Origin of the sequence: Mobilicoccus massiliensis, from assembly GCF_000826525.2 — a bacterium.
Lineage (GTDB): Bacteria > Actinomycetota > Actinomycetes > Actinomycetales > Dermatophilaceae > Mobilicoccus > Mobilicoccus massiliensis.
On the sequence record NZ_LN651327.1, the window covers coordinates 287,590 to 304,082 of the forward strand.

The 16,493-nt window shown below is 72.9% G+C and carries 13 protein-coding genes; 11 read left to right on the plus strand and 2 right to left on the minus strand.

Annotation, left to right across the window (positions count from 1 at the left end; genetic code table 11):
- Window positions 1-214: 214 nt before the first annotated feature.
- Both BN1197_RS05770 and BN1197_RS05775 read right to left on the minus strand, forming a co-directional pair.
- Window positions 215-1,426, minus strand: a complete 1,212-nt coding sequence (locus BN1197_RS05770; protein ID WP_040157076.1) for a dicarboxylate/amino acid:cation symporter — start codon at window positions 1,424-1,426, stop codon at window positions 215-217.
- 111 nt (window positions 1,427-1,537) lie between these two features.
- On the minus strand, window positions 1,538-3,019 hold the full coding sequence (locus tag BN1197_RS05775; RefSeq protein ID WP_040157299.1) for a DHA2 family efflux MFS transporter permease subunit: 1,482 nt from the start codon (window positions 3,017-3,019) through the stop codon (window positions 1,538-1,540).
- A gap of 342 nt (window positions 3,020-3,361) precedes the next feature.
- Between BN1197_RS05775 and BN1197_RS05780 the strand changes: the two genes are divergently transcribed.
- The 11 genes from BN1197_RS05780 to BN1197_RS05830 all read left to right on the plus strand — a co-directional run bounded on the left by BN1197_RS05780 (window position 3,362) and on the right by BN1197_RS05830 (window position 16,485).
- The gene (locus BN1197_RS05780; protein WP_082043661.1) at window positions 3,362-4,114 is read left to right on the plus strand and encodes a GAF and ANTAR domain-containing protein; all 753 of its coding nucleotides are present in this window, start codon (window positions 3,362-3,364) and stop codon (window positions 4,112-4,114) included.
- 198 nt (window positions 4,115-4,312) lie between these two features.
- Window positions 4,313-5,350: a polysaccharide pyruvyl transferase family protein gene (locus BN1197_RS05785; RefSeq protein ID WP_082043662.1), complete on the plus strand. Its 1,038-nt coding sequence runs from the start codon at window positions 4,313-4,315 to the stop codon at window positions 5,348-5,350.
- Complete coding sequence (locus BN1197_RS05790) at window positions 5,347-6,993, plus strand: carbamoyltransferase family protein (protein ID WP_040157080.1); 1,647 nt, start codon at window positions 5,347-5,349, stop codon at window positions 6,991-6,993. The genes BN1197_RS05785 and BN1197_RS05790 overlap by 4 nt, the downstream gene beginning before the upstream one ends.
- Window positions 6,990-8,726, plus strand: a complete 1,737-nt coding sequence (locus tag BN1197_RS17990; protein ID WP_082043663.1) for an HAD-IIIA family hydrolase — start codon at window positions 6,990-6,992, stop codon at window positions 8,724-8,726. Before BN1197_RS05790 ends, BN1197_RS17990 begins: the two co-directional genes overlap by 4 nt.
- Window positions 8,723-9,766 carry a glycosyltransferase family 9 protein gene (locus BN1197_RS05800; RefSeq protein WP_040157081.1) on the plus strand — a complete coding sequence of 348 codons (1,044 nt, stop codon included), beginning with the start codon at window positions 8,723-8,725 and terminating at the stop codon, window positions 9,764-9,766. The genes BN1197_RS17990 and BN1197_RS05800 overlap by 4 nt, the downstream gene beginning before the upstream one ends.
- Complete coding sequence (locus tag BN1197_RS05805) at window positions 9,766-10,716, plus strand: glycosyltransferase (protein ID WP_040157083.1); 951 nt, start codon at window positions 9,766-9,768, stop codon at window positions 10,714-10,716. The genes BN1197_RS05800 and BN1197_RS05805 overlap by 1 nt, the downstream gene beginning before the upstream one ends.
- A 6-nt stretch (window positions 10,717-10,722) precedes the next feature.
- Window positions 10,723-12,837 (plus strand): glycosyltransferase, encoded by a 2,115-nt coding sequence (locus tag BN1197_RS17690; protein ID WP_082043664.1) that lies wholly within the window; start codon window positions 10,723-10,725, stop codon window positions 12,835-12,837.
- Entirely contained in the window at window positions 12,806-14,206 is a 1,401-nt protein-coding gene (locus BN1197_RS05815) for a PfkB family carbohydrate kinase (RefSeq protein ID WP_040157085.1), read from the plus strand. Before BN1197_RS17690 ends, BN1197_RS05815 begins: the two co-directional genes overlap by 32 nt.
- The gene (locus BN1197_RS05820) at window positions 14,199-15,293 is read left to right on the plus strand and encodes a glycosyltransferase family 9 protein (protein WP_245851835.1); all 1,095 of its coding nucleotides are present in this window, start codon (window positions 14,199-14,201) and stop codon (window positions 15,291-15,293) included. Before BN1197_RS05815 ends, BN1197_RS05820 begins: the two co-directional genes overlap by 8 nt.
- On the plus strand, window positions 15,290-15,481 hold the full coding sequence (locus BN1197_RS05825; protein ID WP_040157086.1) for a hypothetical protein: 192 nt from the start codon (window positions 15,290-15,292) through the stop codon (window positions 15,479-15,481). Before BN1197_RS05820 ends, BN1197_RS05825 begins: the two co-directional genes overlap by 4 nt.
- Window positions 15,478-16,485: an NAD-dependent epimerase/dehydratase family protein gene (locus tag BN1197_RS05830; RefSeq protein WP_052466071.1), complete on the plus strand. Its 1,008-nt coding sequence runs from the start codon at window positions 15,478-15,480 to the stop codon at window positions 16,483-16,485. The genes BN1197_RS05825 and BN1197_RS05830 overlap by 4 nt, the downstream gene beginning before the upstream one ends.
- Window positions 16,486-16,493 lie beyond the last annotated feature (8 nt).

Sequence of the window (16,493 nt, forward strand, 5' to 3'; positions counted from 1 at the left end):
CCGAGGATGCGTGGGCATGCGTTGCGCACCTTCGGCTCCTGAGGGCGACGGCGGAGTCCGCGAGGATCGTGGGCGTGCTCGCGCACCTTCGGCTGTTGAGGTGGACAGCGGCGTCCACGACGATGCGTGGGTATGCCCGCGCGACCTTCGGCTCCTGAGAACGACGACGCCGCCCACGATGATCGTGGGCGGCGTCGGTGTGGGTGCGGGCGGGTCAGGCCACGACCTCGTCCGCGGGCTCGTACTTCTCGGGGTGGCGCCGGCGGTCACGGGCGGTCAGGGTGTCGACGACGGTCGCGATGGCCGCGTCGCCGGTGACGTTGGTCGCCGTGCCGAACGAGTCGATCGCGATGTACGTGGCGATCATGAGCCCGACCTGCGGCTCGGTGAATCCGAGCATCGAGCTGAGCAGGCCCGCGGCCGTCATGATCGCGCCGCCGGGAACACCGGGTGCCGCGACCATCGTGATGCCGAGCATCATGATGAAGCCGAGGATGAGCACCGGGTCGATCGGCATGCCGTAGAGCATCATCACGGCGAGGGAGAACGACGTGATCTTCACCGTCGAGCCGGCGAGGTGGATCGTCGCGCACAGCGGGATGACGAACGAGGCCACCGGCTCGGAGACGCCGGACTTGATGGTCTGCCGCAGCGTGACGGGGATCGTCGCGGCCGACGACGACGTGCCGAGAGCGGTCGCGTACGCCGGGAGAAGCTCCTTGAGCATGCGGAACGGATTGCGCCGGGCGATCGCACCCGCGACGCAGTACTGGGTGAGCAACAGGATCACGGTGAGGGCGAACACCAGCAGGATCACGCCGAGGAACGTCGTGATGATGTTCCACACCTGACCGACGGTGGTCATGTTGAGGAAGATGCCGAAGATGTACAGCGGCAGCAGCGGGATGATGACCGCGCTGATGACCTTGTTGATGATGTCGCGGAACTCGGAGAACCCGCGCTGGAGCACCTCACCGTCGACGACCGTGAGCGTGACGCCGACGACGAACGCGAGCACGAGGGCCGTCATGACGCCGAACACCGGCGCCATCTCGACGGTGAAGAACGGCTTGAGCAGGGCATCCTCGGGGTTGTCGAACGACGCGGCCCGGTGCCCGGCCAGCAGCATCGGCAGGAACGTCATGCTCGCCGCGAAGCCGAGAAGGCCGGCGAAGATGGTGGAGGCGTAGGCGATGGCCGTCGTGATGCCGAGCCACTTGCCCGCGCCCTTGCCGAGTTCGGAGATCGCGGGCGTGATGAGCCCGACGATGATGAGCGGGATGATGAACGACAGAAAGTTGCCGAACAGCCCGTTGAACGTCACGAAGATCCGCGTCAACCACTCGGGGAAGAACAACCCGCAGATGATGCCGAGGACGATCGCAATGAGGATGCGGGGGAGTAACCCGAGCTTCTTTGCACGCATAAGCGCAGGGTAGAGGGGCGTGCAAGTGGCCGCGGCGAGCAGGCGGCGGTGAGTCCTATATCACGTCGATTCTGGGAACATTCTTCGAACAAGTCGGACGAACGCCCCGCGCTACCCCGCTGCGGGCGCGTTCGAGCGCCGCATGTGCCGGGGACGTTCGAAGAACAGCGCCGCGATCCAGCCGACGAGCAGCACCCCGGCGGGCAGGAGCATCGACTCGGCGAGGGCGTCGGAGAAGGGCCCGGCGACCGCCGCGGGAATCGTTCCCCCACCCATGTGCGGGGCGGCGCCGCCGCCCGCCGCCGGCAGGTGCGCTGCGATACGGGCCTGCATGAGCGCGGCGATCGCGGCGCTGCCGAGGACCGAGCCGATCTGTCGAGTCGTGTTGTAGACCCCTGAGCCCGCCCCCGCGAGAGCGGGTGGCAGGTTGCGGCTCGCCGACGTCGACAGCGGCCCCCACACGAACGAGCTCGACGCCCCGAGGAGGACGGCGTTGAGCAGGATGAGCCACGTCGGCGTGCCGGGCACCATGAGGCGGCTGAGCCAGAACAGGCTGAGCGACCAGCCGAGGATGCCGAGCCCGGCGAGGATGCGGGGGTGGACGTGGTCGACGAGCTTGCCGGCCGGGCGGGCCAACAGGATGGACATCACGGCCTGCGGCGCGAGCAGCAGGGCCGCACCCGTGGGAGTGAGTCCGCGCACGGTCTGCGCGTAGATCGTGAACGGGAAGACCATGGCGGTGACCGCGAAACCGACCGTCGTGACCCCGATGTTGGCGAGGGAGAAGTTGCGGTCGCGAAAGAGGCCCAGCGGCACGAGCGGCTCACGACGCACTCGCGACTGCCACCACACGAAGACGACGAGCAGGACACCGCCCGTGACGAGCAACGCGGGCACCGAGACGGGTCCGGCGATCGTGCCCCATCCGAACGTCGAGCCCTCCTGGAGGGCGAACACGCCGCAGAAGAGTCCCAGGGCCGACAGCGCGACGCCGATCCAGTCGAAGCTGTGGGCGTGCGTGGCGAGATCGGGCACGAGCCGCCACGCGAGGACGAGCCCGAGCACGCCCACCGGAACGTTGACGAAGAAGATCCACTCCCAGCCGAGCCCGTCGATGAGCACGCCGCCGAGGATCGGGCCGACGAGCGTGGCCACGCCGGCCGTGGCGCCCCACAGCGCCATCGCGGAGCCCCGTCGCTCCGGCGGGAACGTGCGGGTGATGACCGACATCGTCTGCGGCGTCATCATCGACGCTCCGAGGCCCTGGACGACCCGCGCGACGATGAGCCCGGTGATCGTGCCCGTGAGCCCGCACCACAACGAGGCGGCCGTGAACACGGCGAGGCCGAGGAGGTACATCCGCTTCGGGCCGACCCGGTCGCCGAGACGGCCGGTGATGAGCAGCGGCACCGCGTAGGCGAGCAGATAGGCGCTCGTCACCCAGAGCACCTCGTTGATGCCCGCGCCGAAGTGCCCCATGAGTGCCGGCGTCGCGATCGAGACGATGGTCGAGTCGACGAGGATCATGAAGAACCCGAGGACGAGCGCCCACAGCGCCGGCCAGGGGTTCTCGGGCAGACCCTCCTCACGCATGGGCCCGTGACCAGGTGAGGGTCGGGGCGGCACGGCGCCATCGGTCGGCATCACGTTCTCGGCCACGGACCCTCCGGTTCGTCGATCGTGGCGGCGATCTACCCCACGACGCAGGAGGCTACGTGTGGACGCCGACAACTCCTACCCGAGCCTGTCCGAGCATCACCCGAGTCGCACGACTCGAACACGCGGTAACTCACCCCAGAGTTCGGGTTGTGGCGTTCGGCGCGCGAGAGCCCCGTTTCGGGTGGCAGGCTGGGATATCGACGAGAACCCGATTCCGACGCTCGATTCCCGGGACCGTGATCGAACGCCGCATTTCTTCCAGACCACGGAGTAGCCATGCGGACCCCATCCCCCCGAAGCGGTGAGAATTCCGATCCCCGCCTCTCGCTGATGCGCCAGCTCACCGACGTCCTCGCCTCCGGTTACGACGTCTACGAGACCACTTCGGTGCTGCTCGACGGCTGCGTCGAACACACCGCAGTCGAACAGGGCGGCATCCTCCTCGCCGACGCCGACGACCGCCTGCAGATCTTCGCGACGACGAGCGACGAGGTCCACACCCTCGAACTCCTCGAGCTCCAGGCCGACGAGGGTCCCTGCCTGCTCGCCTATGCCACCGGCGAACGCGTCTCCTACCAGGACGTGCGCACCGAGCGCGAGCGGTGGCCGCGGTTCGTCGAGGCCTCCGTCGCGGCCGGGATGACCGAGGTGCATTCGCTGCCGATGGGGTTGCGGGAGACGGTCATCGGCGCGGTCAACCTCTTCGTTCCCGAGGGCTCGCACCTCGAGGAGGAGGACCTCACCATCGTCCAGGCGTTCGCCACGGCCACCGCCCTCGGCATCCTCACCCACCGGGAGCTCGACGAACGGACCCAACTGGCCGAGCAGCTCCAGGGGGCCCTCGACAGTCGTGTCGTCATCGAGCAGGCCAAGGGCATCCTCGCCGCGCAAGCGGGGATGAGCGTGTCGCACGCCTTCCGGGCGCTGCGGGCGCAGGCGCGTCACGAACGACGCAGCCTCGCCGACGTGTGTGCGGAGGTGATTGCGGGCGCCACCGGCGAACGCGCGCCGGCCGGCCGCCGAAGCTGAGCACTCGCCCCGCGTCGGGCGTGACGCGGTGTCCACGAAGCGAAATGGGTGTCTTGCGCCCTAAGTTCGCTTCTGGCAGCCTCGTCGGCAGGTACCCAGGACCCCGGTATCCCCCTCGAGGGTCCGGAGTGCCCTGTGTCCTTCTTCTCTGCCGCGTCGCTGCGCGCATCCTCAGCGCCCCGGTCGCCAAACCGGCCCGTGCGCGTGCTCGTCACGGGCTGGGCGGGGCTCGAGCACGGTGAGGCCACTGCCGGCGATGTGCTCGCGATCGAGACCGTCTCCCGTCGTCTCGACGAGGAGCGGATTCCGCACGACATCGCCCTCAGCCGTGTCATGCACCGCCCGGGCACCCTCGTCCTCGCCGACGTGGACCCCACCGCGTACACCGACCTCGTCTTCGTCTGCGGGCCACTGACCGGCCCTCCCGTCGCCGAACTGGCCGAGCGCTTCGAGCACGCCCGCCGCCTCGCGGTCGGCGTGAGCGTCATGACCCGCGCTGACGCCTGGGCCGGCGGCGGTGAGGATCCGGAGAGCGGTGAGGTACGCGACGTCTCCGAGCTGTTCGACGTCGTCATCCCCCGTGATCGCGGTGGCCCGACGGTCGCTCGGCGCGATCTCGCCGCCGTGCGCCCCGCCGGCTCCGAGCGGCCCGTCCCCGTCGTCGGGGTCGTCCTCACCACCGGCCAGGGCGAGTACGGAGCGCGGCGACGTCACGAGGACGTCGCGGCGCGCCTCGAAGCGTGGGCCGGTGACCTCGATGTCGCTCGGGTGCCGCTCGACACCCGCCTCGATCCCCGGGACTGGCGGCTCGCCGCGACCCCGGCCCAGCTCGAGGCCGTCGTCGCGCGCCTCGACGTGGTCGTGACCATGCGTCTGCACGGCCTGATCCTCGCGCTGCGGGCCGGCGTGCCCGCGCTGGCCGTCGACCCCGTCGCGGGCGGTGGCAAGGTCAGCGCCCAGGCCCGCGCCTGGGAATGGCCGTCGCTGCTCGGCGCGGACGAGCTCGACGACCGCTACCTCTCCGAGCATCTCGGCTGGTGCCTGTCGGGTTCCGGTCGGGCCGCCGCCGCGCAGTGTCGCGACGCGATCGCCACGGGTGCGATCGACGGCTCCGAGCTGCTCGACCCCCTCGTCGACGCCCTCACCGCCGACCGTCCCACCGGCGGTGCATCCCTACTTCGCCGCCGAGCCGCGAAGGGATCTGACCACGCCGCAACTCACCTGGAGGTCCGATGACCACGTCCACCGGCGCCTTTCTCGGCATCAACGCCGTGTTCCACGACTCGGCCGCGGCGCTCGTCGTCGACGGACGGGTCGTCGCCGCGGCCGAGGAGGAGCGCTTCAGCCGTCGCAAGCACGCCAAGGACCCCGTGCCGTTCTCGGCGTGGGAGTTGCCGGTGCTCTCGGCACGGTGGTGCCTGGCGGAGGCCGGGCTGGAACCGAGCGAGCTCGACGGCGTCGGCTACTCCTTCGACCCCGCCCTCGCCGTGCCGCGGCCGGACGACCCGTTCGACCCCATGCGGATCGACTACGCCCGCCGGGCCCCGGGATTCCTCGCCGAGGCACTGCCCGGCCTCGACGAGCAGCGCGTGCGGTTCGTCGAGCACCACGTCGCCCACGCGGCATCGGCGGGACTCGCCGGCCCGTGGCGCGACGCGGCCGTGCTCGTGGCCGACGGCCGCGGCGAGCGACACTCCCACCTCGTCGGCCGCTACACCGACGGCGAGCTCGAGATCCTCGCGCGTCAGGAGCTGCCCGACTCCCTCGGGCTCGTCTACGAATCGCTCACGGCCCACCTCGGATTCCGGCGGTCCAGCGACGAGTTCAAGGTCATGGCCCTCGCCTCCTACGGCGAGCCGCGGTTCCTGCCCGAGGTGCGGGAGGCCGTGCACGGCACGGGTGACGGTGGGTTCCACGCGCGGGTCCCGGACTGGAACAGGTGGGCCTCCTCCTGGGACGCGCTCGGCGCCTGGGCCCCCGAGCACGCCGACCTCGCGGCGTCGGTCCAGGCCGCGCTCGAGGAGTCACTGCTCGACGTCGCCACCTGGCTGCACGAGCGCACCGGCGAGCGTCGGCTCGTCATGGCCGGCGGCACACTGCTCAACTGCGTCGCGAACTCGCGGATCTGGCGCGAGTCACCGTTCGAGGAGATCTGGGTGCAGCCCGCGGCCGGCGATTCCGGCACCGCACTCGGCAGCGCTCTCGCCCTCGCCCGCGAACGGGGCCGCACGGCCGACGGTGACCTGGGCGCGACACTCGGACGCGGATGGAGCGACGCCGAGCTCGCCGACGCCCTGCGCACGGCGCACATCCCGTTCACCACCCCCGACGACCTCGCCGACCAGGTCGCCGACGTCCTCGCCGCAGACGGGGTCGTCGCATGGTTCGACGGCCGCAGCGAGTTCGGGCCGCGGGCCCTCGGGCACCGCTCGCTCATCGCCGATCCTCGCGGTGACGGCAACCTCGACCGGCTCAACGCGATCAAGGGACGCGAGCGGTTTCGACCCGTCGCGCCGATGGTCCTCGACGACCGGGCCCGCGAGATCTTCACCGGCGGCCCGCTGCCGAGCCCCTACATGCTCTTCGTGCACGACGTCGCCCCGCACTGGCGCGAGCGCATCCCGACCGTCACCCACGTCGACGGCACCGCCCGCGTGCAGACCGTCGAGCGGGACACCCCGGTCGGCGCGCTGCTGAAGGCCTTCGACGAGCGCACCGGGGTGCCCGTCGTCGTCAACACGAGCCTCAACACCGCCGGGCGGCCCATGGTCGACGACCCCCGCGACGCGCTCGAGCTGTTCGGCTCGGCGCCCGTGGACGTCCTCGTCCTCGGCCCCCACCTCGTCCGCCGCGCCCACGTCTTCGAGGAGGACCGATGAGCTTCTCATCGCACGAAACGGACGCCTCCGCCACCGCGGACACCGGTACCGACCTCGCGCTCCTGCGGTACTCGGTCGTCGTCCCGACCGTCGGGCGCTCGGGGCTGCGCCGCGTGCTCGACGCGCTCGCGCACCAGCAGGCCACGGAGGACGAACGGCCCGCCGGGGTGATCGTCGTCGACGACCGCCCCACGCCCCACGACCCTCTGGACCTGTCGGAGTTCGAGGCCGACCTGCCGCTGCGGATCGTCCTCGGCCACGGGCGGGGACCCGCTCACGCCCGTAACCGCGGCTGGCGGCTGACGACGACGCCGTGGGTCGCGTTCCTCGACGACGACGTCGAGCCCGCGCCGACGTGGTGCACCGAGCTCGTGCGTGACCTCCGGGCCTGCGAGGCCGGCACCGCCGCGACGGCGGCCCGGCTCCGCGTCCCCGTGCCCTCGCACCGCAGGCCCACGGACTGGGAGCGCAACACCGCCGGGCTCGCGCAGGCTCGGTGGGCGACGGCCGACATGGCCTTCCTCCGTTCGGCGCTCGTCGACGTGCACGGGTTCGACGAGCGGTTTCCGCGAGCGTTCCGTGAGGATGCCGACCTTGCCCTCCGGTTGCGCCGGGCCGGGTGGCGGCTCGCGGTGGGGGACCGCGTGATGGTTCATCCCGTCCGCGAGGCCGACATGTGGGTGAGTGCCCGCGTCCAGGCCGGTAACGCCGACGACGCGCTCATGCGCCGCCTGCACGGACCGACGTGGCACGACGACGCAGAGGCTCCGGCAGGGTGGTTCGCGCGTCACGTCGCCACCGTCGTCGCCGGCGCCGCCGGGCTGATCGCGCGCGCAACCGCCGCCGGACTCGCCTCCTCCGAGGGGCCGAAGGCGCGCCAGGCCGCTCGGTTCCTGCGCAGGATCGGCCTCGCCGGAGTCCTCGCCTGGGTCGCGGCGACCGCCGCGTTCTTCGCCCACCGGATGCGACCCGGCCCGCGCCCCGGCGACGACGGTTACGGACGCGAGGTCGCGACCATGGCGGCGACGAGCGTCCTCATCCCCCCGCTCGCCGTCACCCACCGGGTGCGAGGCGCCCTCACCCACCACGACGCCGAACCGTGGCCACCCGCACCGCGAGCGATCCTCTTCGACCGCGACGGCACACTCGTCCACGACGTGCCGTACAACACGCGCCCCGAGGCGGTGCGTCCGGTCGCGAGCGCGACCCATGCCCTGACCGCGGCACGCAAGGCCGGTCTCGCCCTCGGAGTCGTCAGCAACCAGTCGGCCATCGGACGCGGACTCGCCACGGCCCGCCAGGTCGACGCCGTCGACGAACGGGTGTGGGAGTTGCTCGGCCCGTTCGACACCTGGCAGCGCTGCCCGCACGCGCCCGAGGACGGCTGCCCGTGCCGCAAGCCGGCCGCCGGGCTCGTCGAGGCCGCCCTGTGCGAGCTCGGCCTCGAACCGTGGGAGTGCGTCGTCATCGGCGACATCGGCGCGGACGTCGAGGCGGCGCTCGCCGCCGGTGCCACGCCGATCCTCGTCCCGACCGCGGAGACCCGCGTCGAGGAGGTCGCCGACGCGCCGTTCGTGGCGAGCACGCTCGCCGATGCGGTCGACTTGGCGCTCGACCTCACCCGGCCGGCGCTCGGGCCCGAGATCGCCACCCCGCCCCCGCCGGCGCCCGCGCACCCGGCCGTCGTGGGTGAGGGCGAGAGCGTGGACGAGAGTGCGGGGGAGTCCGGATGACCCGCCTGCTCGCCGTCCGCCTCGACGCGGCCGGGGACATGCTGCTCACCGGCCCCGCGATCCGCGCGCTCCGACGCGGCTCGAGCCACGTCGACGTGCTCGCCTCGCCGGCCGGAGAGGCCGCCGCTCGGCTGCTGCCCGAGGTCGCCGACGTACTCGTCTTCGACGCGCCCTGGTCGGGGTACGCGCCGCCCGCCGTCGACGCCGACGCGACGCGCGCCCTCGTCGCCGACCTCGACCGTCGCCGCTACGACGGCGCGGTGATCTTCACGTCCTTCCACCAGAGCCCGTTGCCGATGGCGATGCTGGCCCGCCTCGCGGGCATCGGGTTCGTCGCGGCGACGAGCGAGGACTACCCCGGCTCGCTGCTCGACGTCCGCCACCGCCGCGCGGCCCCACCCGGCGGAGGGCACGAGGTGGAGGCCATGCTCGACCTCGCCGAGGCCGCCGGAGCCCCACCCCGGCGCAATGCGGAGGACCGCCGGCTCGCCGTGCGCCGCCCACTGCCCGCGTTGCCGGGATCGGTCGACGCCCTGCCCGGGCCGTACGTCGTCGTCCACCCGGGGGCGTCGGTGCCGTCACGCTCGCTGAGCGGTGGCCACGCCCGCGCGATCGTCACCGCCCTGCGGGTCGCCGGGCGCCGCGTCGTCGTCACGGGTGCTCCCACCGACCGGGCGCTCTGCGCGGAGGCCGCGGCCGTGGACGGTGTCGTCGACCTCTGCGGCGCCACGGACCTGGCCGGTCTCGCCGCGGTGCTCGACGCCGCGTCCTGCCTGGTCGCGGGCAACACCGGGCCCGCCCACCTCGCCGCCGCCGTGGGAACGCCGGTCGTCTCGTTGTTCTCCCCGGTCGTCCCCGCGTCGCGGTGGGCGCCCTACGGCGTCGACGTCGTCCTCCTCGGCGACCAGCACGCCCCCTGCCGCGACACCCGCGCCCGCGAGTGCCCGGTGCCCGGCCATCCCTGCCTCTCGGGCGTCGACCCCCGCGACGTCGTCGCGGCCGTCGCGGACCTCACGACCTCCGACGACAAGGCGGCCTGATGCGCATCCTCCTCTGGCACGTCCACGGCTCCTGGGCCACCTCGTTCGTCCAGGGCGCCCACACCTACGTCATGCCCGTGCTACCCGATCGTGGGCCCGACGGCCGCGGCCGCGCTCGCACGTGGGACTGGCCGGATTCGGTGATCGAGGTGAGTCCCGAGCAGCTCGCCGACGAGCGCCCCGACATCGTCGTCCTCCAGCGCCCGCACGAACTCGATCTCGTCCGCCGCTGGACGGGGCTCGAACCCGGCCGTGACGTTCCCGCCCTCTACATCGAGCACGACGCCCCCCACCCCAGCCCGGCCGAGAGCCGGCACCCCTTGGCGGATCGCGCCGACATCCCCGTCGTCCACGTCACCCACTTCAACCGCCTGATGTGGGACTGCGGCGACGCACCCACCGCCGTGCTCGAACACGGCATCCCCGACCCCGGCCACCGCTACACCGGTGCCGAGGAGTCGCTCGCCGTCGTCGTCAACGAACCGGTCCGACGTGGCCGGATCGCCGGTACCGACCTCGTCCTGACGCTCTCGCACGCCCTGCCGCTCGACGTCTACGGGATGGGGATGACCCCCCTCGAGAGCGCCGCGCCCCACCTCGTCGGCCACACCCACGACGACCTGCCCCAACACGAGCTGCACACCCGCCTCGCCGCTCACCGCGCGTACCTGCACCCCTACCGCTGGACCAGTCTCGGCCTCTCTCTTCTGGAGGCCATGACGCTGGGGCTCCCCGTCCTCGCCCTCGCCACGACCGAGGCCCCGTTCGCGGTGCCGGCCGCGGCCGGCCTCGTCACCAACGATCTCGACCGCCTCGCCGCCCAGGCACGCACGTGGCTCGACGACCCCGACGCGGCCGCCGCCGCCGGGCGCGAGGCCCGCACCCACGCCCTCGCCCACTACGGGCTCGACCGCTTCCTGCGCGACGTCGATCTCCTCCTCGAAAGGTAGACCGCCATGAGAATCGCCATGATCTCCGAACACGCCAGCCCCCTCGCCGCCCTCGGTGGGGCCGACGCGGGCGGCCAGAACGTCCACGTCGCGGCGCTTTCCTCGGCACTCGTCGCACTCGGCCACGAGGTCGACGTGTACACCCGCCGCGACGACCCGGACCTGCCGGAGCGGATCACCATGCGGCCGGGACTGAATGTCGTCCACGTCGACGCCGGGCCCCCGACCTCGTTGCCCAAGGACGACCTGCTGCCCTACATGGCCGAGTTCGGACAGGCACTCGCCCGCCGCTGGCTCGACGAGGGCGCGCCCGACATCGTGCACGCGCACTTCTGGATGTCCGGGCTCGCGGCCGAGGAGGCGACGCGCGTCGTGCCCGTGCCGCGGGTGCAGACCTTCCACGCCCTCGGGATCGTCAAACGGCGCCACCAGGGTGACGTCGACACCTCACCCGCGCAACGCATCGATGTCGAGGCGCACCTCGCCCGCGAGTGCGACCTCGTCGTCGCGACGTGCGAGGACGAGAAGGCCGAGCTGATCGCCATGGGAACGCCCGCCGAGCGGATCCACGTCGTGCCGTGCGGGGTCGACCTCGCGACCTTCCGTCTCGACGTGACGGCGGAGGCCTCGACCCGCCCGCGCATCGTCACCGTGACCCGGCTGGTGGAGCGCAAGGGCGTCGACACGGTCATCCGTGCACTCGAGTCGCTGCCCGAGGTCGAGTACGTCGTCGCCGGCGGCCCCGACGCCAGGTGCCTCGACGACGATCCCGAGGTGCAGCGGCTGCGGGGGATCGCCCGTGAGTGCGGGGTGGCCGACCGGGTCGAGTTCCGTGGGCGGCTCTCGCGTGACGCGGTGGCCGGGCTGATCGCCTCGGCCGACGTCGTCGCGTGCACTCCCTGGTACGAGCCGTTCGGCATCGTCCCACTCGAGGCGATGGCCTGCGGGCGCCCGGTCGTGGCGAGTGCGGTCGGCGGCCTGCTCGACACGATCGAGCACGGAGTCACCGGATTCCACGTACCGGCGCGGCACCCCGGGGCCACGGCGATGGCGATCGAGCGGATCCTCACCGACGAGGACCTCGCGGGTTCGCTGTCGGCCGCGGGACGTGAACGTGCCGAGCGTCGATACGGGTGGACGGAGGTGGCGCGCGCGACCCTCGAGGCCTACGACAGCGTCCTCGCGCGTGCTCGCGCCCATGACGGTGCGGGGCACGACGCCGGCGGCGCCACACGGTGGATGGGCGATCACTTCACTCATCTCGCCGCGGGGCATGCCTGGGCCGCGGAGCAGGGGCCTGCCATCGACCGGTGGGGTGCCTACCTCGCCGCTCACCTCGGCGACGGGCACCGGGTGCTCGCCGCCGGCAACGGAGGCAGCGCCGCCGAGGCCCAACACTTCACCGCGGAGATCGTCGGACGCTTCATCGACGACCGGCGCCCGTTCTCCGCGTTGTGCCTGTCGTCGGAGACCTCGAGTCTCACCGCCATCGGCAACGACTACGGGCCCGACGACGTCTTCGCCCGGCAGGTGGAGGCCCACGGCCGCGCGGGGGACGTGCTCGTCCTCCTCTCGACCAGTGGCCGAAGCTCCAACATCCTGGCCGCCGCCCGCCGGGCCCGTGACCTGGGGATACGAGTGCTCGCGCTCACCGGCCCCGCCCCCAACCCGCTGGCCGAGCTCGCCGACGAGGCCTGGAGCACGAGGCCTGGAGCGTCCCCGCCCCCACCACGTGCGCCATCCAGGAGATCCATCTGCTGCTGCTGCACGGGCTGTGCGCCTCCGTCGAGGCGCGGGTCGTGGCCGCACGGCAGCCGCTGGGGGCGACGTCGGACACCGAGCGTGCGGCCGATCTCGCCGCCGACACCGTGCGGCGTGCCGACACGGCCGGAGGCAACGGCAACCCGGCACCGGCGTCGCTCGAGGACTACCTGCCGTGGTCGCTGTTGCCCCCGGTCCCGGTCGCACCTGCCCCGTCGCTCGCGGCGGCGGAGAACCCGACTCTCGGGCCGCCGCCGGTGCCCGCCCCGCTCGGGGCTCGGAAGCCGCGTGCCCTCGCGGGCGCAGGCCAGAAGATCGGCGGAGGTCGATGAGCCGCCCGTACATCGTCGTCGTCGGTGACGCTCTCATCGACCGGGACATCGAGGGTGACGCGACCCGGCTCAGCCCCGACGCGCCCGTCCCCGTCGTCGACGCGCACACCGTGCGCAGCAGCCCGGGCGGCGCCGCGCTCGCCGCCCTGATCTGCCGGCACGACCCGCTGCCGGCCGACGTCACCCTCATCGCCCCGATCGCCGAGGACGACAAGGCCACCGAGATGCTCACCGGCCTGCGCGGCGTCCACGTCGTCGCCCTCGGGCACCACGGATCGACCCGGACGAAGACCCGGATCCGGGTTCGCGGCCAGGTGCTCCTGCGCATCGACGACGGCGGACCCGGCACTCCGCACGCCGTGGCGGCCGGAGACCTCGACGAAGCCCTCGACCGCGCCGACGTCGTGCTCGTCTCCGACTACGGCGCAGGGACGACGCACGACCCGCACATTCGCGCCGCGCTCGCGGCGGCGGCCGGGACGCGGCCGCTCATATGGGATCCACATCCTCGCGGCGGCGATCCGGTCGCGGGCGCGGCCCTCGTCACTCCCAACATGGCCGAGGCACGCGCCGTCCTCGGTGACGAGATGAGCGCGCCCGACACACTGGCCGCCGACCTCCGCGAGGTCTGGGCGGCCGAGGCCGTCGCCGTCACCGCGGGGGAGCAGGGCGCGTTCCTCGCCGAGAACGAGACGGGCCTCTACGCGCCGGTCCAGGCCGTCATCGACAGTCGCGAGACGTGCGGGGCCGGCGACTCCTTCGCCGCGAGCGTCGCGGTCGCGTTCGCCCACGGACAAGGCGCCGCTCGCGCGACCGTGCGCGCCGCCTACGACGCTCGCAACTGGGTGGCCCGCGGCGGTCTGCCGGCCTTCCGCCGCGTCGCGGATGGGACGACGACCCAGCTGCCCGATCCCATCGTCGTCGGGGAGGGCCCTTCCGACTCGCAACCGAGCGCGTCCCGGGTGGCCGAGCGGGTGCATCGCGACGGTGGCCGGGTCGTCGCCACGGGTGGCTGCTTCGACCTCCTGCACGCCGGGCATCTCGCGACCCTCGAGGCGGCCCGCAGACTCGGCGACTCGCTCGTCGTCGTCATCAACTCCGACGACTCGGTGCGCCGGCTCAAGGGCGAGGGCCGCCCCGTCATCGGGCAGGACGACCGGCTGCGCATGCTCCTCGCCCTTCGCGTCGTCGACGGGGTCGAGATCTTCGACGAGGACGACCCGTCGCGGATCCTCGAGCGCGTCCGGCCCGACGTGTGGGTCAAGGGAAACGAATACGCCGAGAGCGACATGCCGGAGGCCGAGGTCGTGCGGCGGCACGGCGGCCGGGTCATCCTCCTGCCCCGGATCCCGGGGAGGTCGACCACCGAGATCCTCGAGGGGGTGGATCGTGACTGACGTCGTCATCGACGGTGCCGAGATCGGCGCCGGCGACGTGCTCGTGCTCCGCGCCCTGGGCCTCGGGGATGCCCTCACCGGTGTGCCCGCCCTACGTGCCCTGCGCCGTGCCCTGCGCGGGTCGCGCCCGGCCCCGCGCATCGTCCTCGCTGCGAACCGGGAGGTGGGGACGTGGCTCGCCTCCCACGGCATCGTCGACGCGGTGTGTGTCACCGACGAGCTCGCACCGCTACCGCAGACGAGAGGCGGCCACCTCGCCGTCGACCTTCACGGCAACGGGCCCGCGAGCCGCGACGTCCTGCGCGCGACCGGCCCCGACCGGCTCGTCGGATTCGTCTACGACGGATGCCCCGAGCCCGGGCCACGGTGGGTGGCCGACGAGCACGAGGCCGCACGATGGTGCCGGCTCGTCGGCGGTGAGATCGGCGGCGAGGCGACCCCCGCCGACCTGCGGCTCGCGCCCCGGCGCGAGCCCGGCCCACCGATCCGTGGTCGCGTCGTGTCACGCACGGTCGTCCTCCACCCGGGCGCCGCCTCCGAATCCCGCCGCTGGGGTGCCGCCCGGTGGGCCGCGGTCGGCCGCCGCCTCGCCGCCGACGGCCACACCATCGCCGTCACCGGCGGCGAGGCCGAACACCGGCTCGTCGCCGAGGTCGTCGCGGGAATCAACGACGGGCTGGTCCGCCGCGTCGGCAGCGCGGGCGGCGCACTCAACCTCTGCGGCCGGTTCGAACTCCCCGACCTCGCGGCGGAGATCGGCAGGGCGGCGCTCGTGCTCTCGGGGGACACGGGTGTCGCCCACCTGGCGACGGCGTACGCGGTGCCGTCGGTGACGCTGTTCGGCCCGATCTCGCCCGCCCTCTGGGGGCCGGTCGTCGACCAGGACATCCACACCGTGCTGTGGACCGGGCGCGACGGCGAGCGCGGAGATCCGCACGGCACCCGTATCGATCCGCGCCTCGAGGCGATCCCGGTGAGCGTCGTCGTCACCGCGGCACGTGAACGCCTCGCGGGGGCCCGACGACTGCCGCCGGGCGTCGCCGCCCCCTCCCTTCCACCCGCCGACCTCGAGGAGATCCTCACGTGACCCGCCCCATTCGCCGAGCCGTCGTCGCCGGAGGCTCGGGCTTCCTCGGCAGCCACCTGTGCACCGCGCTGCGGGTGAGCGTCGTCGTCCCCGCGGCACGTGACCGCCTCGCGGGGGCCCGACGACTGCCGCCGGGCGTCGCCGCCCCCCCCCTCCCCCCCGCCGACCTCGAGGAGATCCTCACGTGACCCGCCCCATTCGCCGAGCCGTCGTCGCCGGAGGCTCGGGCTTCCTCGGCAGCCACCTGTGCACCGCGCTGCGTGCCCGTGGCGTCGAGGTCGTCAGCCTCGACAACCACCTCACCTCCGAGGCGACGAACCTCGCGCACCTCGCCGACGACCCCGGCCTCGTCGCGCTCCAGCGAGACGTGACACACCCGATCGACCTCGACGGCCCGGTCGACCTCGTCCTCCACTTCGCCTCTCCGGCCTCGCCGGTGGACTACGCGCGGCATCCGATCCGGACGCTGCTCTCCGGCTCGGAGGGCACCCGGCACACCCTCGAACTCGCCCGTGCCACCGGTGCGAGGTACGTGCTCGCGTCGACCTCGGAGGTCTACGGCGACCCCCTCGTGCACCCGCAGACCGAGACCTACTGGGGCAACGTCAACCCCATCGGGCCGCGCAGCGTGTACGACGAGGCCAAGCGCTACGGGGAGGCACTCACCGTCGCCTACCGGGAACACCACGGCGTCGATGCGGGAATCGTGCGCATCTTCAACACCTACGGGCCGCGGATGCGACCGTACGACGGCCGCGCGGTCCCCACGTTCATCCGGCAGGCCCTCGCCGGGGAGCCCCTCACCGTCACCGGCGGCGGCGCCCAGACGCGATCCGTCTGCTACGTCGACGACCTCGTGAGCGGGGTGCTCGCGATGGCCGACTCCGACGAGCCCGGCCCGATCAACCTCGGCAACCCGGTCGAGCTCTCGGTGCTCCGCCTCGCGCAGGACGTCGTGGCGGCCACCGGGTCGGCCTCGACGATCGTCCACATCGACCGGCCCGTCGACGACCCCGGCCTGCGGTGTCCCGACATCACCCTCGCCCGGCGGCGCCTGGGCTGGACCCCGCACGTCGACTGGCCCGAGGGCCTGACCCGCACGATCGACTGGTTCAGGACGGCGATCGACGACGGGGCGGTCGGGCGCGATCCCGCCGAGGTGCCGGCCCGCGCGGGCGCTCCCGGGCGGTGATCCCGCGC